Origin of the sequence: Vreelandella andesensis (genome assembly GCF_003989795.1) — a bacterium.
GTDB lineage: Bacteria > Pseudomonadota > Gammaproteobacteria > Pseudomonadales > Halomonadaceae > Vreelandella > Vreelandella andesensis.
On the sequence record NZ_RZHG01000002.1, the window covers coordinates 63,104 to 86,771 of the forward strand.

Consider the following 23,668-nt stretch of genomic DNA (forward strand, 5'->3'; position numbering starts at 1 on the left):
CTTCACTTATAAAAAGTATTAAGCAGAGAAATATATAATGTCTAGACGCCGTTCATATCGTCGAAGAAAGGGAGCTAAATCGACTGGTTTAGGTATAATGCTGATCATTATAACAATCGTCGGTTTTGCTGTTTTGATTTATTTTTGGCAAAGTGAATCTAAACGTCCCGGTATTAATCAAACTACTTTGTGCCCTGAGCATGGGCCTGTTGAGCATTTAGCTATCCTTATCGATACTACCGACCCTCTATCAATGACCCAGCTTCAAGCTGCCAGGCAGAAAGTTGAAAAGATAATACATGATGCGCCTGTAGGAAGTAGAGTAAGTTTTTCGACTGTTTCGCCAAATAATACAGTTCGTCAAAGTTCTTTTTATTCTATCTGTAAACCACCTACAGGAGAAAGCGCGAGCTTTCTTACTCAAAATCCAAAAATAATCGAAAGCAAATACAGAAAGGAATTTTTCTCACCTATCAATAGTGTTCTTGATAGTTTACTAACTCTTGAGTCAGCGGATTCTTCTCCTATAATGGAAGGTCTGCAGGAATTTATTACAAAAATCCCTGAGTTTTCTACTACCAATAATAATAAGGAAATAGTAATAATTTCAGATTTGATACAGCATAGCTCAGATTTTAGTTTTTATCGGGGTTTATCTTGGGAAAGCTTTAATTCAAATGGTTCAGTAGATCAACTTAGTCGTAATTTAGGTGGGGTGAAAATCACTATACTAAGAATTCCTAGGAATTTAGCTAACAAAAATATTGTCGATGATTTTTGGGTACGTTACTTCGAAGCTCAAGGTATCAGCCGAGTCAATGCTTACACGATAGGAAATTTATAAAATGAAAGTCGATAATAGAAAAATAACTTTCGAAATGCTTGGAAGAGATTATCTCGATAAAGTAGTTTTATTTTTAGCTTTTACTGTAGGCATCTTAGGTAGTTTAATAATTAAATACCTAAATGTATCTTTTCTGCTTCCGGCCTTATTTTCAGCAGCAATAATAATAGCTTATGCTATTTGGACGTTTAAGTCGGAATCGATACGCTTAGAACCAGAGCAAATCGGGGATAATGCATATTATCTCGGTTTTGTTCTGACTTTATGTTCACTTGCTTACACTTTGTATGAGATCAGCGGTCATAGTATGGAATCTGATTTTATTGCAGGCGTAATATCAGGCTTTGGTGTTGCCCTTAGCTCAACTATAGTCGGCGTTGCAACTAGGGTTTTTATGCAACAATTTCGATTAGATTTGACTGCCAAAGACAATGAAGCAAGGTTAGCCATCAATAAAGCCATGCAAGATTTTAGGGGGGAATTAACCGACTCTATACGAGGCATGAAAAATTTTGGTACTGAACTTCGACAAAGCCTTGATGAACATCATGAAGCTTCTGCAAAAATACATGAAGAACGCTTGAATAAATCAATGGAGGATGTTCTTAGCGGTTTTAAAATTGCCATGAATACTATTGTTGAACAAGGTAAGAAAGCCAACTCTATTATGGAAAAAAATTCTGAAGAAACAATCACATCTACTACATCTAGTATGGTTGAGGTACTAAAAAGTATCGAAAAATCGGTAGAATTGACTGGTAGAGCAGTATCTTCAGCAACTGAAAACATTGGTAAAACTGTTACACTTAGGCTTAAGGAAAATAGTGATGCTTTGGAAGAGCACTCAAAGCTGACTCAGCAAACCAATAAGCAATTAAAAAGCTCAATCTCACGATTTAATGTTAGCATCAAAACTATAATGGAAAGATTAGAAACAGAGATTTCAACCACTACCCTTGCAACGGAAACTGTTTCTGAATCACTTTCTAAATCGGTATTATCAATGGAAGATGCAATTAAATCAGTAGACAGTGATATGCGTTCAATAAGTAAAAAAATAACTATTCATTCAAATGAAATGCAAACTTTAAAAAGGCAACTTACTCTTGAGGAATCTCAGGGGGCTAATGCTTTAGCGCAATCACTAGAAACAGTAGAAAAACACATAATTAACCTGAATTCTTTAATAGACAGCCAAAGTATGAAAATCAATATTTTTATTGAAAATTTGTCAGAAAAAACAATTCAGTTACAAAAAAATATTGATAAAAGTAGTATCAAATTCAATTTTTTAAATAACTCAGAAAGAGAAAATAGTTTTTCTTTATACCCGGCTAATGTGACTAAAAAATAGTAATGTTAAAGTACTACGAGAATAGCGAAAATTTCGGCGTTACGATCTTTTATTACAAAAAAATTATTTCTCTAGGAGTGATTCTTTGAACAAGTTACCCATGGATCAAAAGTCGAGTTATCGTCGAGGTACGGTCATGGGTCTGACTGCTGCTGAAGCATTTATGCTAATCAGTTTTATTTTGTTATTGCTTCTTGGATTATGGAGACAAAATGCAAATGAGAAAATTGCTGAAATTGAAAATTTCATTTCCAATTTATCCTCTACACAAAGAATAATGGCAATTCGTTATAAGGATGATCTTGATAAACTTGCTCAACTTTCCGAGTATGAAGAAGTGATACAAAAAGCGAAATCACCAGAGGAAATTATTGCCGCATTAGATGTTTATAACCGAGTTAATAATATTGATCCTGATGATGTCGAGAAGCGTGTGCAACTTCTTGACGAACAGCTAGTACAACGCTTAGCTGAAGCAGCTGTACTTATGCCCGAACCTAAACTTCGAACATTAATTGATCTTGCTAAGTTAGAAGAACTACCAACTATAAATGAGCTGAATGAAAAGGCTGAAGAACAAGCAAGACTTCAAGAAGAGTTGGTTACATATACTGAAACAGGTTTAACTCCCGAAGAGGTTGCTGAAATCGGTGAGCTTCGTCGTAATGCAGGGCGCACAGGTGCTGATGTAGCAGCAGCAATCAGAGAACAAGCAGGCGATACAATAGAAAGGCTTGGTGGTGAAATCTTAGAAAATGGAAACGTGATCTTCCCAGATAGCGTGCTATTTGACTCAGGTAGTGCTGAAATCAAGCCTTTGTTTGATAGCGTGTTAAGTCAGTTTTGCCGACCATGGTTTGAAATTCTTTATGATGCTGATCAGTCCCTGAGTCGTGTACAAATTGAAGGCCATGCTTCATCAGATTGGAATGATTCACCTCCAAATCAAGCATTTGAGAATAATCTTGATTTAAGCCAACGTCGTGCGGGTGCAGTTTTTAAAAGATGCTTGGCTTATGGTGGCGAAGACGAAGTAGCTCAATGGGCGCGCTCTAGGTTAGCTGCCATCGGTTTTTCATCGTCACGCCCCATCTTAACTAATGGACTTGAAAATAGAGAGAAATCACGTCGAGTGGTGTTTGCCATTGATACACGATCTGAAGAAGATGCAATTACAGGTGAGTTCGACTTATCTGATTCAAAATCAAACGTACAGCCACAATAGAATGATTCGGTTTGGTCATGATAAATCTGTTGTTCAGCGATTCTCTTTGCCGAGCTAAAAGAGGATGGAGGGGAAGCGCTCACTGCGAAGCTTGTGGTGAGTAGCAATAAACTGAATATAAGAGCAAAACTCGATCTTATCATTTTAAGGAAATATTCGTTTAACATATTGATATTAAATACATTAGGCAGATTTTCCACATGAGTCTATATTTCGCAGTCATGTCAAGCATTGAAGCTTTTTGTTCATAAGTCTATGTAGATTTAAGCTTCTATGCTAAGATGAATTAGCAGAAAGGCTGGTTAAACTTTAACCATCCCAAATATAGAAAAGCCTGTGGAACATGGAAGCTAACCGCCATGACGGGTGACACTATGAATATATATCTAACTAAAAGGCGTTTTTCTATGAAAAAGTTAGTAGCTATCCTTTTCGCTTCAATGATGATTGTTGGCGTAGCCCATGCTCACTCTGGTGGAACTAACAGTAGTGGTTGTCATGCGGGCTCCAAGCCTTACCACTGCCATTAACTAGTTAACTGCTGCACGGAGTGCCTTCTCTCAACTTCGTGCAGCGTATTCTGATTGTCTGTTTTCTAGAATTAAAAGCTGCACATTTCTTACAGCTCATCTCCCAGCCCAATGTATTAACATATTGGGATATTAATATTTCAATCTATGATTTTTCAGAAGCCAGTCACGCTTCACTCTAACAACCGTTAATGTTGTCTAAACATGTTCCGTTGGGGTTGGATCACCAGTGGCCTGGAATGTAGGTGCCATCAGCACGGTAATAGCTATTTGCCCAGTGTCGGCTCGAGTTGGTATAGCTGTTTGCTGGAGCTGCATGGTTACTGTCATTTGCTGCAACCGCTGCTAGTCCAACAGCTGTAATCATTCCAATCGTTTTTCTTACTGAAGCATCTTTTTCCCTCGCCGCGTTTAGCTCTTTCATGGCCATCTTTCTATTGAAGTCATGTCCACGCATTTGCTGAACCCAGTCAGTGATGGTAATCCATTCATCATTCTCACTGTGACCAAACCGGTACTCAGCGATGGCATCATATTCGTTTGCACAATTGCTGAACTCAGTGGTTATTTCTGCAGCAGAATCTCCAGCAGTTGCGTACTCTCCGTAGGAAAAACTATTTCCAGCCGATAAGTTCTTCATGATGACAGTAGCAGGTTCCCTAAAGCCGGACGCACACTCGCTTGTGATAACTTCGGTTTTGTAAGGCGAGGAATTAAATTGGCTTCTTTCCTCAGTCCCTTCGTTCCAAGCCAAAACTTGATGTTGGTTATATTTAATTAAATCGGTTTTAGCCTTTGTGAGGTCGGCAATACCGCTCCATCCCCATCGGGGATCATGCAGTCAACGACACGCAAGCCATTGAAGCAAATAGTAATTGCTTGTTTAAAATATGATCCCTATTCTTCTATTACTTTTTTTATGCGCCGCTGTATCCCGCAACTATGACTCCCGCCTATCGCAATATCAATTTACCTTGGGCTAAGTAGTGTTCAGCTAGGTTGAAAAAATCACTCCATCGCAAAGGAAAAGCTGATAAATAGTTCTTAAATAATAGTTTAAGTCGATCAGGAAGCGGCTCAAGAGGCTTTGTGATTTGCTGCGCAGCTAGTGCCCATTTGGATATACCTTAGAGAACACGCCCCTTAAGAATGTATAGCTGTATTCATATGTGTGCATTTACAACTCATAAGACTACATGTATTATGAACACACTCAAATGACCACGTTGAAGCTTGGAGATGAACACATGGCTGAGTCGACATTCATTCGTGCTTATCTTCGAGCCTCAACTGACGATCAGTATGCGAGCCGTGCTCGTGCTACGTTAAATTCATTCGTCGAGGAGAAAGGATTTAAGGTTGCGGCGTGGTATACCGAGAATGCCAGTGGTACCAAGGTTGATCGTACTGAGCTCTCTCGCTTGATTGATGATGCACAATATGGCGATGTTTTGCTTGTCGAGCAGGTTGATCGACTCACCCGCTTAACCAAACCTGATTGGAATCGGCTCAAAGCTGCAATTCAAAGTGCAGGGCTTCGTGTTGTGTCATTGGATTTGCCAACAAGCCATGCGGCGCTGCGAATGTCCAACAGCGACGATTTTACTGGCCGTATGTTGGATGCTGTTAATTCGATGCTTATGGATATGCTGGCTGCAGTTGCTCATAAAGACTGGGAGGATCGTCGCCGCCGTCAGCGTGAAGGAATAGATCAAGCAAAGCGGGAAGGGCGCTACAAAGGCCGTCCCGTCAACGATGCTTTGCATTCACGGATTTTAGAGTTGCGCCGTCATGGATTGAGTATTCGTAAGACAGCAGAAATTGTTGGATGTGGCGTGAGCACAGTACAACGTGCTGAAAAGCGAACCAGTCAGACCTAATATTATTGATGGTGGGGGTTATGCTGAAAGATTATTTCATCTGCCAGAGTTACTTACAGGAAAACGAATTAGAGTAGGAAAGAGCATGATATTCTTTTCGCCACTCTGGATGGCAAATCCAGAACCCATCACGCTGTCCTTTACCATAAAGATGGTATTTAACCTCATTTTCTGAAACACCATTATTACTTACATAACGCTGCTTCAGGTAACGAAGTGACAAGCCTAGAGCATATACATGCTTCCTTCGGATTTTACAGTAGCGCGACTTGTGGAGCTGATTTCTAAAAAAGAAGGCAACATAAAGTCGTTTATTGTTAACGTATAAATATACTTCATGCTCATTAGGCTCAGGTTTCATATCTATTTTTAAGAATTCTGTTTCAGCTTCAGCAACTATTATCTTATCGTTCTTCTTCAGTGCAGGCGTACGGATAAACCCTATTTCAGCGATGCATTCAATTGCTAAAGAAGTTAGCTCAGCTTCGATCTTTTCTTGACTTTCTCTATAATGCCTTTTCTTTTTTTCTCTCTATCTCTCGTGCTGCTTTAGCTTCTCGGTTTCTTTTATTGCGATCGTCTCTCTCCTGTCTTTGTTCTTCTAAATAAAAATTTGCGTTTGCGAGCATATTTTTCTTTAACTCCTCATGTGCTTCACCCGTTTTGGAATGAAATACCCAGCTTAGGTTATCAATTACTTCTACCGCTGATTGGATATCTTTTGGTGTGGACATCCTATCGATTTTTGATAAATTAATCTCTAAGCTTGAAATGCGATCTTTTTTTATTTTAGCTCTTTTCTCGTCATCTACCTCATGAGTCACTTTAATTTCTACAAGAAGTTCTCTGCCTCCTTTCATAACAACTAAATCAGGCCTATACGAGCCTCTCCACTCTTCAATTCTCGCTTCTTCGAACAAAAAATTCCTTTTTTGTTTTACTACATAACATGAATCACTGTATTCTAACTCACCAATAGTAACTGAAGCACCTACCACCAAAGTAGGGAGTAGTAGTGAAAGATTCTCAGAAATTATTTCTTTTGCTTTTAGGTGAATGCCAGTTTCAGCTGCTAGGGAGCATTCTGAAATATTGTGTTCATGTGCAAAATGAGCTGTGTACTTTCCGTTAATGCTCTTGGCAAGCATACGTGTTCCACAAACAGGGCAATAGCAGCCACAGCGCCGACCTGTATGCTCCTCACTCAGCTCAGAAATATGGACGATTTTACCCTCATAAAGCCCATTCGGTATGTGGGAAGAATTTTTTGATTGATGCTTCATACCTAAATTACCCCCCTCAAGCCTGTGGCGAATGTATGTGATAAATTATTAATATGTGATCTATATACCAAGGCTACCTCGGTTTATTGACTTCGTAAATGGCCACCACAGAGGTCATTAGGTTATTACTGTACTGATTTTAATAATATTTTTTTACAGCTACGGTGTGGCTTTATTTTTTTAGGTGTCAATGTTGCTTTCTGTTAACCTCATGTTCATTTTTCTGCTAATGTTTATTATATACCTTCTCATATTTTAAAGGGCTATAGCCACTTCGACGTCTTGTCGCAAAATGGTACATTGTTCAACACTCTTGCGGACTTATTCGATCCTTGAACGTAGAGTCGTATCCCTTTCAGGTTTTTAACCGACTACCTTTGAGTTAAGCGGCGTGTTCTTCTGATTAGTTAAGGGGGTTTCTGAGAGTTAAGCTTGGATTTGACTTGGCAACAACGAACTTAGTGTTCTGGGAAGCTTAGGGAGCAACTAATGCCAAATAGACAAAGAAACTGGCTAGAGTCTTTAATTGATAAGGCACAAAGGTTTTGGCCTTTATCTCTACTACTCATGGCCTTGACGCTATTAACAAAATTTGAATCTCTACAGGTTTGGTCGGAAGGACTAGCATTTGTTGTAGATCGCTGGCGGGAATTGATGCGACTATTCTGGGAATTTTTGGTCAATTTCATTCGTTCATTGTTTAAATTACCCAAACTGCACATCGAGCATCCTATTCCTGAAGTTCTCACTTTTACCTCATTGTTTTTTACCAGCATTCGAGCAAAAAGTGTAACAAAACACTATTTAATATCCTTTTTAGAAAAAATATGTGCACATACTACCCATGAGGATTTTATATATTTAATCCTTAGTTTTATCTCTGTTATGCTGAGCATTGTCGCTATCGGCATTCTATTCTCAAATATGGACATATCGATCTTAATTTTTACATTTATGTTAATTGGAAGTAAGTTATTAGAGCGTTTTGTTAATAAGTCTGGATCAAGAAATGTAGTTGCGTATGTTAGGTTTTTTAGTTTTGTTGAGTATCTTGTAACCTTTTGGTTTATTACTGCTGGGATAGTAATATTGGGTTGTGCGTTATTTGTTGTGGCAGTGTTTCTTGAGTTATTAGTTGAATATCTTGGCATAATATTTACCCAGTTTGAAAATTTTGAACAGAATAAGATGTAGTTTTCATATATGAAAATATTAAAACTACTTAATGAGGCTGTTTTTATAATTTGGGCAATAGGTTAGTAGGTAAGTGGCAATAGCGATAAAAACTTAAGTTGTGTGGCGCGTCACTTGAAATCGTAAATGTTGTCAACATCATAATTGTTTTCCAATATATACCATTTAATTCGATCATCTCAACGTTACACTCTAAGACGAGGCTTCCTTGCCGCGCTGTTTAATTTGATTTATGCGTTTTCTAGGCGAACGACATGTCCCCATAAGGCCGGTGCCTTACCGTCTTCCGTAATCACCCACAGCACCGGTAAGTCCGGTGTTGCCTCGGGTGTACGTCCATAGCCATCCGTTAAGAACAGCAAACATTCCGGCATGACGTCGTTGGCTCGTTCGAACACAGGGCGAAAGTCGGTACCTCCGCCTCCCCGCAATGTAAGTCCATCGCCATTATCACTACCGATTTCTTGTAACTCCTGTACGTGATTAATGACACGTTCACGATGAATATCTGCATCACACTCGATCAGGTGTATTTCGACGTGCTCGGCACTAGTCAGTAGGGCTTGCAGCTCAGCAATAAACACTTGCAACTGTCGTTGTGTGCTGCCACTGGTATCGATAGCCAACATGAGGGATAAGGCTTTTCCTTGTCGTCCTGGCAGATAATGCCCTTGTGCAAGAGACCGACGATTGATTCGATTCCAGGTTAGCTGGCTTCCGCTATGGCGTAAGAAAAAGTCGTGAAGGGTCGTTCGCCAGTTTACCTGTGGCTTAGCGATGTTATTCACTATCAGTTTCATCCCGGCGGGAATCGATCCCGAAGATACCTGCTGTGCCTCCTGTAACACCATTTCCTGCCAATGCTGAATAATCTGACGTGCCATGTCAGTGTCGACCCGCAGTGGTGCAAAATCGGGATCGACCACCAATGCGTTGTTATCGTCATCTATGGAAGCTGGAGCAAATAGTTCTTCACCATGGCGATCAAAAGGCATATCCATCTCTGGTCGAGGATGTTTTAGCAGCCATTGGTAGATTGTTTCAGCATTACGCCCTGCCTGTGCGGGATAGAATACGGCATCCAATGGCATCCATAGACCATCGAGCATTAAGCGGTAATTGGCTTCCGCATCGACAGCTAAATTCCAGCACAGGCGCTCACGTCCGTATTGACGCATAAAATGCCCCAGCAGCACATGATAAAGCTCATGTCCTATGACGAACCGACGCAGTGCTGATGAGCATTGAGCCGCAAAATGAGCATTGACGAAGACATTGATCCCATCGGTGCAGGCCGTGGGTACACGGGTATCCACGACCATGACCAGTTTTAATCGCATCACCAGCTTGGCGGTGAATGGATAAGCAATCAGCCAATCACGAATTTCTTGTCGCCATACGGTGTGCTGTTGGGCCTTAGCTGTCTGTTCTTCTGCTGTAGGTTCACGGAAGGGTAGAATCTGTAAGGGCTTCATCATGATTACGGCTTCCCTGATAGATTGGCTGCCTTCAGGGAGGCATTGCGAGCACTGGCGGTAGCGAAACGTCCCTCCGGTAAGCCAATGCTTGGGTCTGAAGTGATATGTTCCATGGGCACCCCATGGTGTTGCAGCCATGCTTCAAAATCAGGGTGTGCAAACACACACTCAGCGCGTGTATCCGCATCGGTTTCATCGTTTATCCGAAGAACATCCATGAGCATCAGTGTGGCGAGATCGCTGGTAAGTTGTGTACTGATCTCAAAGAAAACCGAAAGGCGTTGCCCCTGCAGACTGTTATCGCCTTGCCACAGATACGTTGCCACCGACGCACAGAAGGTCAGTTGCTGATCAATGCGGTCTGGAATCGCGACGGGTATTTCACCACGTAACATCGCCGGGATATCAAAACGTAAATGTGCAAGCTGGCGAAAGGCCAAGAACTCAGAGCAGGCTGACTCACCAACAAGGCCTGTAATCATCAGCCGTTGGGTGACGTCATCAAGTTGAATATTCGCCATGAGCAAAGAGGCCACCCGTTCCCATGAGCGGGGTGAAGGCCAACCACGCTGACAGTTGGCATCATTGACTAGCAGGTACTCAGGTTTGAAGCGCAGGAATGCCACGACATCAGCGTGCAGTCCTTTAGAAACGGCGTAAGCACCCCAGGCCTCTATGTCGGCCTTGATCTCTAAATGCAGCAAGCGGTTCGCAAGTGCCGATGACATGGGGACAGACACAGCACGATCTTCAGCGCGGTTACCTGCAGCCATCATTAGCCAGCCATCGGGAAGTGTGTAGAGGTCTCCCAAGCGACGATCCAGCAGCAACTCGTAAGCCGCTACTTGTAATGATCGATCCGCCGCTGAGAGTTCGTCGAACAGTAAAATACCCCGGCTTTTATCGTCACGTGGCCATGAACTCGCTACCAGCCATTTCACACTGTCGCCGTCGGGAACCGGTATTCCACGCATATCCACCGGTTCCATTTGGGAGAGACGCACATCAATAAAGTGAATACCTAGCTGTTGGCAGAGCTCGCGCACTAACTGGCTTTTACCGATGCCAGGTGGCCCCCACAGCATAATCGGCGCAATTTGCTGAGTTGCACAGGGAGACGACCACAGCTGTTGTAGCTGAGTCTCAATGATACGACGGGCTTGGAAAGGGCTGGTAGCAAACGACATAGCGTCTCCTTAATAGTGACCCTAGTAGAGTAAAGGGGTCACACGACGCAGCTTGTCGCTTTTGCTAATTTAATTCAGCCTACACGTGAAATCGCTAGTGCTATCGCTTTGGCACGAAAGCTATCTGCCTCATGTATGTTGTCGCAACGCTCTTCCCGCCAATCACGAGAGCGTTGTGCAATGTTTAATAAACAAGCACGAACTTCGGGGTGGTGGCATCCGATTCTCACCAGTACATCCAATAGGTCTTTAAGGTGTAGGAGCCTTTCGCAAGTAGCTAAATAAGCTCGGTCTAGCTGTTGATCCCCACCATAGCGGGCAGTCAGCATTCGCGCCTGTGTTGCCCAATTAGCAAGACTCAAAGGCTCCTTCGCTGCCATAACGTCCATAACCTCACACCACAGATCAATCTCATCGGTGGAAGTTTGGTTGGAATGCCGCGCCATAGCGTACATCACGGTCTGCATGGCTAATCCATCAGGATGGTTAGCACAGGCTCTCACCATGGCATGGCGATAGTAAAACGCTTCGGGAACTACCGGGGCACACTTTGCCCATAGCTGGTAATCCGATTGCCAACCCTCACGACAAAGATCATCGGGGAGCTGCCACTTCCAATGGCTTAAAGCGATAGCCGTTTTGGATGTTGAATCACGTCGCCGTTTGGTACGAGACGCGAGATGCATTGCCGACAGATCAAGGCGTATCTTCCACACCTGTTCCAGTGGGGCACCTAGTTCGCTCAATTGCTGAAGGAGTTGCAACGCCTTTAAACAAGGCACCGACGGCGACATGGAAGGTATTAACGTCGCTAGTTTCACCATGATGGTTTCTGGGTATTGTGGATAAGCACTGACCAGTGATTTCACCAGAGATTCATCAACAACGACGGTAGCAACACCCAGTAATGCGTCAGGAACCGCACCCTGGCACTGCACGGTCGTTAGAGGAGCTAACATTACCTTGTTGAGCGATGGGCAGTGCATCAGGGACAACTCAGTGGGCTCCTTAATTTCTAGTGATTCCACCGCAGAATGGCACAGCATCATTCGTTCGCTGGTCATCTCCGTTCGTAAGGCACCCGCCCGTTGTGCGACCTGCGTAAGATGTAGATCAGTCACAGCTCCAGTTAGCTGTATCAGAGAACGACAGTCACGAAGATACACGCTAGCAGTAGGTGAATGGACATCCACTGAATGTAGTGCAGGTAATGCCTGTGCTTCGATCTGAGGCTGTATGTCGCCAAGGCATACCACTGATAAGGCCTGTAACTGTTTACCCCCTGAGATGTAACAATAACGTACCTGTGGGGCATCAATCACAAGGTGCGATGTGGCGGGGGATAATATGACCCAGCAATCAGCATTAGATGATACATGGGGTTGGGAAATGTCCTTGAGGTGATGACTGACCCACACACCTTGCCATGGAGTCCCAACACTCTTGACTGAGCAATGGCCCGACGACCAACAGGCATCAAAATGATCCACTCGTCCTTCTACTTGTAAAGAAGGCATGTGAGTTCCGCTATCAAAATGAAGAACAGCACCATTGCCATTATTGGGTACAAGTATGCGTTTTAAAGAAGGGCAATTTTGAAAGGTGATGTGACAGTCTGAATGGCATTGCGATAAATCCAGACAGACCAGTTCAGTACAATTCACCACATCAAGATACTGAAGCTGTGCAGATGCAATGGCGACAGACGTACCACAATGTCCAATGAACTCACCGCCGCCATTGCTATCCACATCCACCCATAAAGCGTTCGTGTTATGACATGATGGGTTATCGGATTCCTGCATCTCACGCTCGCTGTTCTTTTAAATGCAACAGCATAGCCACTGAGTGCGACAAGAAATGACTTAAAGACAAACGTTAGGTAGCTGCTAAAGATGAAACATTGGGATTGCTGTAACCAGCTGCCCAGTTATTTGGGACAGGCAAATCTACGTGATACTGATTATCCAAAGACCAGCGATATGGCCGTGTGGATTCATCACATAAAATAGGGAAATGAATACTTAAACGTTCTGACAAGTCACGCTGGATAGACCGCTGTGTAAGGTACATCCCACGTTGTTCAAGAAGCTGCAGTAGCTCAGGCGTGGTGATGTAACGTGGATGAGAAGGAATGGATTGGAGAATAGTTATGTAGCGATAGAAGACACCTGCGAAATCAGACATATTGCTCTCCTCCGATAAAACTATCGTATTCCAAAGCGATAAAAGCTATGCATTAATTATAATATAAAAACTAACAAAAGAAAATAATAAAGTTCCCAAGAAAAATTGCACGCATGAAACAATTGTCGTTAATTACATATTTCTACTTAGCCTCAACCAGAAGTATTTTAAAAATTAAACCCTCTACTAATGCAATCAACTACTAGCAAGCAAACAGTTATCGTATCAAAAAGCACAACGTTTTCAATTAGATAAATATAAGCCTAAGTTTTATTTTTATATTTTTTTACACACGGAAGCAGTAATTCACTTGAGCATTTCACCATCTTAATTATTAACTATTTCTAAAAATGCACCTGTAAATAAATATTTACAGGTGCTTTGGTAGCATGTAAGTATATTTTTTCAAAAAAGGAAAACAATATATAACTAAATATATATTTCAAAATGCTTAAACAGAAAGCTAGAGGGCATATAGCTATAACTTTATTCCTTCTGGAGTTACCAATTCGTATACAATAGCAAGTTCATTGATATTTGATCTTTTGCCTGGAAATAAGTGGCCAGTTTCTTTATAAACATATTCCAAGACACCCAGTGAATAGTTTATTGGTTTAAACCAAGACAAGCTATCATATCTAGTTGTATATGAAGAGTCTGCTATGCTAGAGGAGCCCCATATGTCAGCAATTATTTCTTTCATTTGAATGAAGCTATACTTTTGAACTTTCTCACTTCTTTTATATGGGTCTTCTATTATTAAGTGGATATGCCAATTGGTTCTTATTTGTCTTTCCAAAACATTAATATGGTTACATCTATCAGCGCCCATCTCAAGAACTGGCAACATTTTTAGAACTCTCTTATCCCTTCTTCCAAATAGAAAATTATTAACCTTAATAATAAATTTATTCAGCTCTGCTAAAGCTCTATCACGAGTTATGTCAAACAGGACTGAAAAATTCAAAGTTAAAAAGTAGCAAGGATCGAATGTTGCTATAAATTGATCCATTTGCTCTTTGTGTATTGGGTGTAGCTTGCTCATTATATATTTTCCTTATTTTTATCATGTCTTATAATAGTTTATTTTTGTTACATGATCTACAAAACAGGGTATCATTGAAAACAATGAAAACCCTGGTTACGCTCATTAGTTGGATATAACCACGCAGAGTAATAATCTTACGTGCCATGAAAAAATGAACACCTAGCTTTGTATAGTGGATAAGCTTCTATACTAGAAGCACATATAAATGCGCCACGAAAGCAGCTTATACAACGTGTTAGCTTTAGGTATATTTAGTAAAAATGTTCGCATCACTGTTAAATCATGATGCGTTGACCATGTATAGCTAGGCATGCACTAGCTACAAAGGCAAAATTTTTGACTTACTAGGTAGGGCTACTAATAAAGCTAATTAAATATTAACACAAATTGATAATAATGTCAACCTAAGATATGTGGCAATGTCAACCTTATTTCTGGAATTTAACAGATGCAATTTTTACGACCAGCCGGAAGGCTGGAAAGAGTCCGTTCAATACCCTTTGAGGTCTGGTCGTTTCATGGAGTATTCCAATGGAAAGTCGCATATACATTAGATTTCCGGAAATGGTGTACAATTTGGGGTATAAAATGATTTATTAAGTTAAAATTCTATAATAAACAACTATGTATAACCTAATGTGTAAAGATGCCCTATAAAGACACCCGATTTTTTACCCATTTAGAGTGCCAGCCGGAACATTTTTATCCAAAAGACCCGCGTGGTTTTTTAAAAAGAACCGGTTGAAAAGAACAGCTTCGAAGTAACTGCTTAAGAAAAATACCGTTTCTCATCCTGGAGAGGGCTGTCAATCAGCGATACGTAAGCGGTTTGATTGCCCCGCCAACCATGCCGAAAGTTGCGCTGCTAGGGCGTCGCTGGCCTCGCCAAACGCATCCACAACGTCCGGAATTTCTGTGCTAACCGCTCGGGTACGGATAACAAAATTGGTCGCTGCTAGCGGATTTCGGTTCTGCGTATTCACCAACTGTACATCTAATTGAAGATGAATACTGGGTGGGGAGGCGTCGTACTCACTTTGGAAGTGGCGCAGCTCGCTAAGTAGCAGTACATCATGGGCCAATCGGTCGCTACTCACGCTGGTGAAGAGTTGGCGCTGCTGTAGGTCTGAAATTAAGCGCGCTTGAAGCATATCAGGGGCGTTTTCATGCCAGCGAGCACCCTCATACACGTTCACCACATTACCTTGTGGATACACCACAATACGGTTGCTGTTAAGCAAGTGACCTGCTCCCGGGGTGGCGATGCCCAGCCGTAAGGGGAAGCTAGTTGCCGCTTGCGTAGCCGGAGAGTTAGGAGACGGTAGCCGATAGAGCGTTGCGGGGTTGCTTTCGGGCAGTATTGAACAGCCTGCGCTTAATAAAAGCGCCGTTAATATGATGATGCTAAACGTAGCACGCAAGCTCATGGACGAAACTCCTCTACCTGATCCCGGCCTAGGAAAAAGTCTGCCGGACTCTCTTCAAGTTGGCGAGTAATACGATCAAGGTTGTTTAGTGTAGAACGCAAAGCTGACAGTGCTGGGGCAATATCTTGTGCTCCTTGCAGTGTGCTGTCGACAGCCCCTGCATTATCGTTAACCAGCTGTTCAATTCGTCGCGCGGCATTGGCTACATCGCGACTGGCGCTTTCAGCGCCTTGCATCATTTGCCGACCATCTTGGCGCAACAGCACGGTCGCTTCCTGGCTAAGAGTGTCGATACTCTCAAGGGTAGCCGTTGCTTGGCGTGACACCTCGCCGAATAGCGCCATATTTTGATTAAGCGCTGTTTGTTGTGAGGCAATCATCTGTGTGATTTGCGCCATACTCGTCAAAATACTTCCGGCTTGTTCGCGGTTGCTGTCATTAAATAGTTCATTAACATTAAGTAAAATAGAGTTAATGTTTTGGACCATTGTTTCGCCTTCATCAAACAGCGTGGCGATAGGAGAAAGGTCGGCGTTGATAAACGGTGCCATGTCATCGGTCTGATCTATCAAGCGTGGACTTTCGGGGGTGCCGCCATACAACTGAACCGACATACTGCCGGTAATGCTGGCAAACGCAAGCTTGGCACGGGTATCTGTCTTAACCGGTGTATCCTCATAGACACGCACACTGGTAATCACTTGGCGGGGGTCGTCGGGGTTTAGCGTCAGTTCGGTCACATCGCCTACTTCAATGCCGTTGTACTGCACCTTACTACCAATCGATAAACCACTGACATTGCGTTCGAACAGAATCCGGTAGGGCTGGTAATCGCGCTCCCCGGCGGCGTAGCTCATCCACAGCGCAAACAGAAGCACAGCCGCGGCAGATAATACGGTAAATAAACCGATGACGACGTGATGGGCACGGGTTTCCATTGATCACTTACTCCTTTAAACCTGACGTTGATGCGTTAGCGGCGTATTGAGCGGCGCGCCCGCGAGGTCCATTAAAGTAGGCTTGCACCCACTCATCGTCAGTATTGGCGACATTTTCAAGCGTATCCGCCACTAATACGCGTTTCTGAGAAAGCACGGCGACGCGGTCACAGGCAGCATAGAGCGTATCTAAATCATGGGTAACCAAAAATACACTAAAGCCCAACGCATCGCGCAGCGTGACTAATAACTGATCGAAAGCGGCTGCCCCGATAGGGTCAAGACCCGCCGTTGGCTCATCAAGAAATAAAATATCAGGATCAAGTGCCAGCGCACGAGCCAGTGCTGCCCGCTTTACCATGCCGCCTGAAAGAGATTCAGGAAACTGCAGTGCTGCCTTAGCGGGAAGCCCAACTAAAGAGAGCTTGATGCGTGCCAGGTATTCCGCATCTTTTCGCGACAGTTTGGCGTGCTCAATAAGTGGTAAGGCAACATTTTCCTGCAAATTCAGAGAGCTGAATAAAGCCCCCCGTTGAAACAGCACGCCAAAGCGGCGTTCAACCTGACTTCGTTGTTGTTCATTTAACTCGTTAAGGCGAGATCCCAGGACATCGATAGTGCCACCATTTGGGCGCTTTAAGCCCACAATGCTTCTCAACAGTACGGACTTACCTGTTCCTGAACCACCCACCACACCGAGAATTTCCCCCTGCTTTAACGTTAAATCGAGGTCTTCATGAACAATCACCGAGCCAAAGCGATTGACCAGCCCTTTAACAGTGATGACAGGTTGCTCGTCTTGTTCGTTTTCAGCTTGCGTCGTCGCTACCATCCGAGCTCCATAAAGAACAGTGCAGCCAGCGCATCGATAAGGATGACCATGAAAATTGATTGCACCACGCTGGAAGTGGTGTGAGAGCCAACTGATTGCGCACTACCGCTGACTTTAAAGCCCTCGAGACAGCCAATAACGCCGATAACAAAGGCAAACACGGGCGCTTTGCTAAGCCCCACTAAGAAGTGGCTGACGGATACATCTTTTTGTAACGTGGTCATGAATTGGCTAATCGATATATCCAGCGAAAGCGTTGCCACCATGGCACCACCAACGAGTCCGCTCAGCATTCCCACGAAAGCGAGCAGCGGAAGGCTAATGAGGAGGGCGATTACCCGGGGAAGCACTAAGAGTTCTATAGGGTCAAGTCCTTGGGCTTGAAGAGCATCAATCTCTTCATTGGACTTCATGGCACCTAATTGGGCAGTAAAGGCACTAGCGGTGCGTCCCGCCAGCAAAATTGCTGCCAGCAACACACCAAACTCACGTAAAAAAGAGAAAGCTACTAAATCGATCGTATATACCGTGGCCCCAAAATCTTGAAGCACAGTGGCTCCTAGAAAGGCCACTACAGCGCCCACCATAAAGGTTAGAAGCGCGACGATAGGTACTGCGTTTAGCCCGCTTGAATGAATATGCGCGATCGTTGCCGTAAAGCGCCAACGATGGGGGCGAAATAGCAGAGAAAACAGCGTTGCAAGCACCAGCCCAATAAACGCTAAAAGTTGACGCTGTTGTGACCATAGCCCCACCATTTGCTGGCCAACCGTCGCCAATGCATCAACGATACGGTTGTTATTTGCAGGCTCGACATCAAGAGGCGTCTCCATCGCCTCGGCAACACGCACTAACAGTGCCTGCTGTTTTGTGGGTAACGAATTTGCCGCTTGTTGCTTGGCGTTTTCAATGCCCAGTAGCTTAACAATTAACGCAGCACCGGCTGTGTCTAGCTGGGTAATACCGCCCAGCGAGACAGCATGATTTTTGGCAGTGTCGCCATACCGCGCCACTAACGATGTTAGTGCCTGATAATGAACTAGCGTCCACTCGTGTTGGAGCGATAGGTTCCCGCTTTCGCGGGTTATCCATTCGTTTGGCATCCCTGCTCCTCATCGACATTCACGACAGACATTCACGACAGACATTCACGATATTGGTAACATTATGATGCATTCAAACGAGCGTTAGTAAAAGAGGTACCGTTCAGCTTATAAAAATTACGCTTATGAAAACTCACGCCATGCGGCATAAGTGCTTAGAAAAACACGCCCGGTCAGAGCCTCTAAAAAGTCACTTTTTTTGAGCTGATCCATAACAGGACCCTTCACTTCGGACAGGTGAAGTTTGACATCGGAATCTTTTAAACGGGCGTTGATGGCATCCAAGCTTTCAAGCGCTGATGCATCAATCAAGTTAACGGCAGAACAGATAAGCACCACATGCTCGAGCTCAGGATAGCTGGCGACCAAATTATAGACGGTATCTTCAAGGTAGCGGGCGTTCGCAAAATAGAGGCTTTCGTCGATCCGTAGGAGCGCCACATTGCTGATGGTTTCAACATCATGGCGTGCTGTATTGCGGAAGTGTTCGGTATCTGGCACCCGGCCAACCAGCGCGCTATGGGGGCGGCTGGTGCGATACAGAAATAACGCGATAGAAAGGCTTACGCCACCAATGATGCCAGCTTCAACTCCTTCAACCAGGGTCAGTAGAATTGTGACGGCCATTGCGGCGAAATCGCTGTGAGAGTAGCGCCATGTTTGGCGCAGCATGGGGATATCCACCAGAGTCAAAATAGACACGGTAATTGTCGCGGCTAACGTGGCAATTGGTAAGTAGTGAAGCCAACCAGTAAAGGCCATCGTTACTAAAGCAATCCCTAGTGCTGCGAAGGCCCCAGCAGCAGGTGTTTGCGCGCCGGCATCATAGTTGATGACCGTGCGTGACAGGCCACCGGTGACGGGCATGCCACTGGTAAACCCAGCGGCTAGATTAGCGGCCCCTAAGCCAATCAGTTCCTGGTTGGCAGAAATACGCTGGCGGCGTTTCGCGGCCAACATTTGCCCCATGGAAACAGATTCCACAAACCCCACCAAGCTAATGAGCAGCGCGGGGATCAAGAGTGCACGCCATAAGGAGGTATCGCCCCATGGAAAGCTCAGTGCAGGCAGCCCGCTGGGAATGCTGCCAACGATGGCAACGCCTTGGTCGGCCAACTGCCAATGCCAGGTAGCTAGCGTGGTGATAGCCACAGCAAAGACGGGGCCAGCTTTGGTGATTAAATCGGCAAGTGTCTTAGGTATACCAATCGCACGAAGACTCTGTTTACCAAAGCGTCGCATTATGATGAGGAAAAATAGCGTGCCAGCACCGATCACCACCGTATATAGGTTAACGGTGGGAAGATTAGGTAACAGCGTTACCACTCGCTCTACCAGTGTAAAGCCACTGCTGGAGACGCCTATCAGGCTGCCTAATTGGCTGACTGCAATCAGAATGCCCGATGCTGTTAAGAAACCAGAGATTACCGGATGACTTAAAAAGTTGCTAAAAAAGCCCATTTTAAGCGCACCCATTGCGACCAATATTCCGCCAGAAAGTAACGAAAGTACCAGTGCTGCTTGTAAATAGTCAGCGCTGCCGGGGGTTGCAACAGAAGAGAGTGCTGCCCCCGTCATTAATGCAATGATGGCCACCGGCCCAACGGCCAAGGTGCGGCTTGTCCCTAAAAAGGTATACAAGAGTTGTGGCAAAATACTGGCATATAAGCCCACCACCGCAGGCAAACCTGCAAGTAAGGCATAGGCTAACGATTGCGGAATAACCATCGCGGTTACGATGAGTCCCGCTAATACATCGGCGCCTAGCAGGCGCTTATGGTAGTGGGGCAACCATGTAAGAATAGGAAAATAGCGCTTAAACATAAGCTCCTGGCGTCAGTTTTGTTGTTTTAAAACCCCAACCACTGGTGAGTCCGTTAGTTTAACGCGTTGTAGGGAAGATGTTGGTCTTTGCTTTCAAACAAAAAACTGTTCTGAACCGAAAGTGCTACTTCTTTTGCGATTATTTTGGCTGTTAGTGCCTTTGGCTGTGTTGGGCATTTCTGTATGGATGATGTCTGCATCTGGCGCTTTCCCCCATATTGCGTTGCTGCTGCTGGCGGCGGGTGCTAGTGCGAGCTTGATGCTGGTTGCAGTGATGACTGTTTATTCAGCAGATCAGGCCGCATTTGACGAAGCCTATTTTCGGTCTCAAACCCATTCGCGCAATGGTTCGCTTCGCGTAATGGTTCACTTCGCGGGCTTACCGGTTGATGAACCAAGCCAGCAGCACCGCTATCGCCTTGGAAGACGTATCGCACTACGCTGATCTCATGGCTCAACGCCTTACCAAGTAGGAAGCCATGGCCAATGAGGCGTCATCGAGTATGAGCGCCATTGATGCCGCCATCATGCAAGTGAGTGCCAGCGCTTCCCAAGTGGCCTCACTTGCCGAGAATGCACGATCTTTCGGTACCCATTTACATTAACGGCAGACACTGGGAAGGCTTTCGCGTTGGTTATCAGACTGAAAAGTCAAACGACAGAGCGCTTGTTGTTGACTATCTGGCTGCTGAAAAGCGATTGGCATCCGCTTCAGATAGCCACTTTTTGGCGCGGACGTGACTGCCAAGAAGACCAAGAATAGAGTGCCAAGCCTGTCCAGATCATCACAAAGGTAATCAATTGGATGAGACCTAGAGGCTCGCCAAAGACGATGATCGCAATCAAAAACTGAATGCTGGGGTTGATGTACATCAAAAAACCCAGCGTTGCTAGCCGTAAGCGACGTGCAGCCCCAGCAAAGGCCATCAATGGTAGGGCGGTTAACACACCGCTAATTATTAACAGAGCACTCATTGGCACATCATGGATAAAGTGAGACTCTCCCTGCCAGCTAAGCCAAGTAATCGCTATTAAGGCGAGTGGAAACAGTAACAGTGTCTCTACAAAAAGGCCTGAAAGTCCATCAAGAGGTACTTGCTTACGAAATAGGCCGTAGCTACCAAAGCTAAGTGCCAGTAATAGGCTGATCCAGGGCAGCTCCCCAAGCATAATGAACTGTATTGCAATCGCCGAACTCGCCAAGCCCAGGGCAACCAGTTGAAGTCGTGCCATCACTTCACGTAGTACTAGTACTCCTAAAGCAACGTTGACCAGCGGAGTCAAAAAGTAGCCTAAACTGGCTTGTAACACCTGCTTACTTTCAACAGCATAAATATAAAGGCCCCAATTAAAGGCGATTAGTAACGCGCAAGCGAGTACACGCCCCAAGCGTTTAGGCTCGACAAGTGCTGCAACCACGGGTGGCCAGCGGCGCAGTATGCTGATTAAGCCGACCAAAAAAAGGCATGACCATAAAATTCGATGTATGAGGATCTCGAACGCAGGAATGCCATCAAACAGAGCGAAAAATAGCGGGAAACAGCCCCACATGGTGTAAGCAGTTAGGCCAAACATAACGCCTTTAACCGCTTCAGGATCCCTTGATGCAGGTGGAAGCATAGCAGCCTCATTAATTAAAAATGTTAATCTAGCACACTATTGACGAACACACTGATGCAAAGGAGACATGGCATGAGTCAACTGAAAACGAGCTTAGTACAGTGCGATTTGCGCTGGGAAGATCCTCAGGCCAACCATGCGCATCTTGAACGGCTGTTAGGGGAATTAGATAGCCACGATACCGATTTAATTGTATTGCCAGAGATGTTTGCCACTGGCTTTACCATGAATTCACGGGAAATGGCCCAGCCCATGGCCGCGAGCCAGAGCGTTGCCTGGCTGCAGGCCCAGGCAAAGGCAAGAGGCTGTGTAATGACCGGTAGCGTGGCGATTGTTGATGACGGGCAATACTACAACCGTATGGTCTGGGCTACCCCGGAAGGTGATGTGCAGTACTATGACAAGCGCCATTTATTTCGTATGGCCGGAGAGCATGAACGCTACGGTATGGGCAACGGCCGGAAAATTGTTGAACTGAAAGGCTTCAAGCTGCTGTTGAGCGTATGTTACGACCTGAGGTTTCCGGTTTGGATGCGCCAGCAGCCAGCAGAAGGCGAGCATTTCGAGTATGATGCGATGCTGTGTGTGGCGAACTGGCCTGCACCCCGGCGGCACCCATGGCGCACGCTGTTACAAGCGCGTGCCGTAGAAAACTTAGTTTACGTAGTGGGTGTAAACCGCGTCGGTGAAGATGCCAAAGGGCTCGCCTATAGCGGCGACTCTATGCTGGTCGATTTCAAAGGGGAACCGCTGATCGACCATCCTGCAAACTCCCCGTTTATCGAGACGGGGACGCTAGATAAAACGGACCTAGATGCTTTTCGTGAAAAATTTCCTGCCTGGCAAGACGCCGATCGCTTTACGTTACTGCCAGGAGTGGGCCAATAATGCGCCTTGATCGCTTTTTAAGTGAAACAACCCCGTTGACTCGCAGCTTAGCGAAGCGTGCGCTCAAAAATGGCGAAGTGACCCTGAACGGCGAGCCCATTAAACAATCAGCGACGCAAGTTGATACCCAGAACGATGAGGTGAAACTCAACGGCGAAATGCTTGCGCTAGTTGGGTTGCGTTACCTGATGATGCATAAGCCGCTGGAAGTAGAGTGCACCGCCCGCCGTGGGCTCTACCCAAGGGTGATTGATTTAATTGATCTTCCTAAAGTAGAGCGGCTGCAGCCGGTAGGGCGCCTGGATGTTGATACTACGGGGTTGCTGTTGCTGACCGATGATGGCCAATGGTCTCACCGTGTTACCTCTCCACGTCATCGCTGTGCAAAAGTGTATATCGCAGACTTAGCGGAACCTATGGAAGGTGACGCTGCCCAGTGGGCGATTAATCAAGTGGCGCAAGGGCTACTGCTCGATGGTGAAGAGACCTTAACTCAACCCGCCTTGCTAAGGTTCATTACCCCCCAGCAAGCGGAATTGACGATTACCGAAGGGCGCTATCACCAAGTAAAGCGCATGTTTGTCGCGCTAGGTAATCACGTTAATGCCCTGCATCGCCGTTCGATTGGCGATGTAGTCCTGACGGATGATCTAGCACCTGGCGAGTGGCGGGAGCTAACGCCAGAAGAAATTGCCAGCTTTTAAACACCCATAGCGTCATTGTTGTTGATATAACACGCTCCAGTCTAAGCACGGTTGTGTCAAGGCTGGGGCGTTTCTATGCGTGATGAAAACGTTATACCGTTATCTTTATTGTATAAACTAAA

Annotated in this window: 21 protein-coding genes; 8 read left to right on the forward strand and 13 right to left on the reverse strand. The window is 44.9% G+C overall.

The genetic code is table 11. The features are described 5' to 3' along the window. Positions 1 to 37: 37 nt before the first annotated feature. From ELY33_RS00940 to ELY33_RS00950, 3 genes are all read left to right on the forward strand, one after another. On the forward strand, positions 38 to 844 hold the full coding sequence (locus ELY33_RS00940; protein WP_126942566.1) for a hypothetical protein: 807 nt from the start codon (positions 38 to 40) through the stop codon (positions 842 to 844). A gap of 1 nt (position 845) precedes the next feature. Next, positions 846 to 2,198: a coiled-coil domain-containing protein gene (locus ELY33_RS00945; RefSeq protein ID WP_126942569.1), complete on the forward strand. Its 1,353-nt coding sequence runs from the start codon at positions 846 to 848 to the stop codon at positions 2,196 to 2,198. A 136-nt stretch (positions 2,199 to 2,334) separates the two neighbouring features. Further along, positions 2,335 to 3,423, forward strand: coding sequence for an OmpA/MotB family protein (locus ELY33_RS00950; protein WP_167470019.1), 1,089 nt, complete (start codon positions 2,335 to 2,337; stop codon positions 3,421 to 3,423). Between the two features lie 753 nt (positions 3,424 to 4,176). On the opposite strand, the gene ELY33_RS00960 is transcribed toward ELY33_RS00950, so the two are convergent. Then, positions 4,177 to 4,707 carry a hypothetical protein gene (locus tag ELY33_RS00960; RefSeq protein ID WP_126942578.1) on the reverse strand — a complete coding sequence of 177 codons (531 nt, stop codon included), beginning with the start codon at positions 4,705 to 4,707 and terminating at the stop codon, positions 4,177 to 4,179. Between the two features lie 493 nt (positions 4,708 to 5,200). On the opposite strand from ELY33_RS00960, the gene ELY33_RS00965 reads away from it, so the two are divergent. Then, on the forward strand, positions 5,201 to 5,833 hold the full coding sequence (locus ELY33_RS00965; RefSeq protein WP_126942581.1) for a recombinase family protein: 633 nt from the start codon (positions 5,201 to 5,203) through the stop codon (positions 5,831 to 5,833). 506 nt (positions 5,834 to 6,339) lie between these two features. On the opposite strand, the gene ELY33_RS00970 is transcribed toward ELY33_RS00965, so the two are convergent. After that, positions 6,340 to 7,116: a hypothetical protein gene (locus tag ELY33_RS00970; protein ID WP_126942584.1), complete on the reverse strand. Its 777-nt coding sequence runs from the start codon at positions 7,114 to 7,116 to the stop codon at positions 6,340 to 6,342. Positions 7,117 to 7,605: 489 nt separating this feature from the next. Between ELY33_RS00970 and ELY33_RS00975 the strand changes: the two genes are divergently transcribed. Then, entirely contained in the window at positions 7,606 to 8,310 is a 705-nt protein-coding gene (locus ELY33_RS00975; RefSeq protein WP_126942587.1) for a hypothetical protein, read from the forward strand. 230 nt (positions 8,311 to 8,540) lie between these two features. Here the strand turns inward: ELY33_RS00975 and ELY33_RS00980 are convergent, their stop codons facing one another. The 10 genes from ELY33_RS00980 to ELY33_RS01025 form a co-directional block, all read right to left on the reverse strand. After that, on the reverse strand, positions 8,541 to 9,788 hold the full coding sequence (locus ELY33_RS00980) for a vWA domain-containing protein (protein ID WP_167470020.1): 1,248 nt from the start codon (positions 9,786 to 9,788) through the stop codon (positions 8,541 to 8,543). Positions 9,789 to 9,790: 2 nt separating this feature from the next. After that, on the reverse strand, positions 9,791 to 10,975 hold the full coding sequence (locus tag ELY33_RS00985) for an ATP-binding protein (RefSeq protein ID WP_126942593.1): 1,185 nt from the start codon (positions 10,973 to 10,975) through the stop codon (positions 9,791 to 9,793). Between the two features lie 74 nt (positions 10,976 to 11,049). Beyond that, entirely contained in the window at positions 11,050 to 12,039 is a 990-nt protein-coding gene (locus ELY33_RS00990; RefSeq protein WP_126942596.1) for a hypothetical protein, read from the reverse strand. 814 nt (positions 12,040 to 12,853) lie between these two features. Further along, positions 12,854 to 13,162 carry a hypothetical protein gene (locus ELY33_RS00995; protein WP_126942598.1) on the reverse strand — a complete coding sequence of 103 codons (309 nt, stop codon included), beginning with the start codon at positions 13,160 to 13,162 and terminating at the stop codon, positions 12,854 to 12,856. 478 nt (positions 13,163 to 13,640) lie between these two features. Further along, a complete protein-coding gene (locus tag ELY33_RS01000; RefSeq protein WP_126942601.1) occupies positions 13,641 to 14,207 on the reverse strand; it encodes a hypothetical protein in 567 nt (188 codons plus the stop codon). 809 nt (positions 14,208 to 15,016) lie between these two features. Then, entirely contained in the window at positions 15,017 to 15,637 is a 621-nt protein-coding gene (locus tag ELY33_RS01005; RefSeq protein ID WP_126942604.1) for an ABC-type transport auxiliary lipoprotein family protein, read from the reverse strand. After that, entirely contained in the window at positions 15,634 to 16,575 is a 942-nt protein-coding gene (locus ELY33_RS01010) for an MlaD family protein (RefSeq protein WP_126942607.1), read from the reverse strand. Before ELY33_RS01010 ends, ELY33_RS01005 begins: the two co-directional genes overlap by 4 nt. 7 nt (positions 16,576 to 16,582) lie before the next feature. Next, a complete protein-coding gene (locus tag ELY33_RS01015; RefSeq protein WP_126942610.1) occupies positions 16,583 to 17,407 on the reverse strand; it encodes an ABC transporter ATP-binding protein in 825 nt (274 codons plus the stop codon). Beyond that, positions 17,401 to 18,510, reverse strand: coding sequence for an MlaE family ABC transporter permease (locus ELY33_RS01020; protein ID WP_126942613.1), 1,110 nt, complete (start codon positions 18,508 to 18,510; stop codon positions 17,401 to 17,403). The genes ELY33_RS01015 and ELY33_RS01020 overlap by 7 nt, the downstream gene beginning before the upstream one ends. A gap of 123 nt (positions 18,511 to 18,633) precedes the next feature. Beyond that, positions 18,634 to 20,334: a SulP family inorganic anion transporter gene (locus ELY33_RS01025; RefSeq protein WP_126942616.1), complete on the reverse strand. Its 1,701-nt coding sequence runs from the start codon at positions 20,332 to 20,334 to the stop codon at positions 18,634 to 18,636. 133 nt (positions 20,335 to 20,467) lie between these two features. On the opposite strand from ELY33_RS01025, the gene ELY33_RS01030 reads away from it, so the two are divergent. Continuing rightward, positions 20,468 to 20,779 (forward strand): hypothetical protein, encoded by a 312-nt coding sequence (locus ELY33_RS01030; protein WP_126942620.1) that lies wholly within the window; start codon positions 20,468 to 20,470, stop codon positions 20,777 to 20,779. Between the two features lie 266 nt (positions 20,780 to 21,045). Here the strand turns inward: ELY33_RS01030 and rarD are convergent, their stop codons facing one another. Further along, complete coding sequence (gene rarD, locus ELY33_RS01040; RefSeq protein ID WP_126942623.1) at positions 21,046 to 21,954, reverse strand: EamA family transporter RarD; 909 nt, start codon at positions 21,952 to 21,954, stop codon at positions 21,046 to 21,048. A 72-nt stretch (positions 21,955 to 22,026) separates the two neighbouring features. Between rarD and ELY33_RS01045 the strand changes: the two genes are divergently transcribed. Beyond that, positions 22,027 to 22,842, forward strand: coding sequence for an amidohydrolase (locus tag ELY33_RS01045; protein ID WP_126942626.1), 816 nt, complete (start codon positions 22,027 to 22,029; stop codon positions 22,840 to 22,842). Continuing rightward, positions 22,842 to 23,546, forward strand: coding sequence for a pseudouridine synthase (locus tag ELY33_RS01050; RefSeq protein ID WP_126942629.1), 705 nt, complete (start codon positions 22,842 to 22,844; stop codon positions 23,544 to 23,546). The genes ELY33_RS01045 and ELY33_RS01050 overlap by 1 nt, the downstream gene beginning before the upstream one ends. The last annotated feature ends 122 nt before the right edge of the window (positions 23,547 to 23,668 follow it).

Coding starts and splice junctions, on each gene's coding strand:
- ELY33_RS00940 (WP_126942566.1), top strand. CDS start 38: ATGTCTAGACGCCGTTCATATCGTCGAAGAAAGGGAGCTAAATCGACT.
- ELY33_RS00945 (WP_126942569.1), top strand. CDS start 846: ATGAAAGTCGATAATAGAAAAATAACTTTCGAAATGCTTGGAAGAGAT.
- ELY33_RS00950 (WP_167470019.1), top strand. CDS start 2,335: ATGGGTCTGACTGCTGCTGAAGCATTTATGCTAATCAGTTTTATTTTG.
- ELY33_RS00965 (WP_126942581.1), top strand. CDS start 5,201: ATGGCTGAGTCGACATTCATTCGTGCTTATCTTCGAGCCTCAACTGAC.
- ELY33_RS00970 (WP_126942584.1), bottom strand. CDS start 7,116: ATGAAGCATCAATCAAAAAATTCTTCCCACATACCGAATGGGCTTTAT.
- ELY33_RS00975 (WP_126942587.1), top strand. CDS start 7,606: ATGCCAAATAGACAAAGAAACTGGCTAGAGTCTTTAATTGATAAGGCA.
- ELY33_RS00980 (WP_167470020.1), bottom strand. CDS start 9,788: ATGATGAAGCCCTTACAGATTCTACCCTTCCGTGAACCTACAGCAGAA.
- ELY33_RS00985 (WP_126942593.1), bottom strand. CDS start 10,975: ATGTCGTTTGCTACCAGCCCTTTCCAAGCCCGTCGTATCATTGAGACT.
- ELY33_RS00990 (WP_126942596.1), bottom strand. CDS start 12,039: ATGACCAGCGAACGAATGATGCTGTGCCATTCTGCGGTGGAATCACTA.
- ELY33_RS00995 (WP_126942598.1), bottom strand. CDS start 13,162: ATGTCTGATTTCGCAGGTGTCTTCTATCGCTACATAACTATTCTCCAA.
- ELY33_RS01000 (WP_126942601.1), bottom strand. CDS start 14,207: ATGAGCAAGCTACACCCAATACACAAAGAGCAAATGGATCAATTTATA.
- ELY33_RS01005 (WP_126942604.1), bottom strand. CDS start 15,637: ATGAGCTTGCGTGCTACGTTTAGCATCATCATATTAACGGCGCTTTTA.
- ELY33_RS01010 (WP_126942607.1), bottom strand. CDS start 16,575: ATGGAAACCCGTGCCCATCACGTCGTCATCGGTTTATTTACCGTATTA.
- ELY33_RS01015 (WP_126942610.1), bottom strand. CDS start 17,407: ATGGTAGCGACGACGCAAGCTGAAAACGAACAAGACGAGCAACCTGTC.
- ELY33_RS01020 (WP_126942613.1), bottom strand. CDS start 18,510: ATGCCAAACGAATGGATAACCCGCGAAAGCGGGAACCTATCGCTCCAA.
- ELY33_RS01025 (WP_126942616.1), bottom strand. CDS start 20,334: ATGTTTAAGCGCTATTTTCCTATTCTTACATGGTTGCCCCACTACCAT.
- rarD (WP_126942623.1), bottom strand. CDS start 21,954: ATGCTTCCACCTGCATCAAGGGATCCTGAAGCGGTTAAAGGCGTTATG.
- ELY33_RS01045 (WP_126942626.1), top strand. CDS start 22,027: ATGAGTCAACTGAAAACGAGCTTAGTACAGTGCGATTTGCGCTGGGAA.
- ELY33_RS01050 (WP_126942629.1), top strand. CDS start 22,842: ATGCGCCTTGATCGCTTTTTAAGTGAAACAACCCCGTTGACTCGCAGC.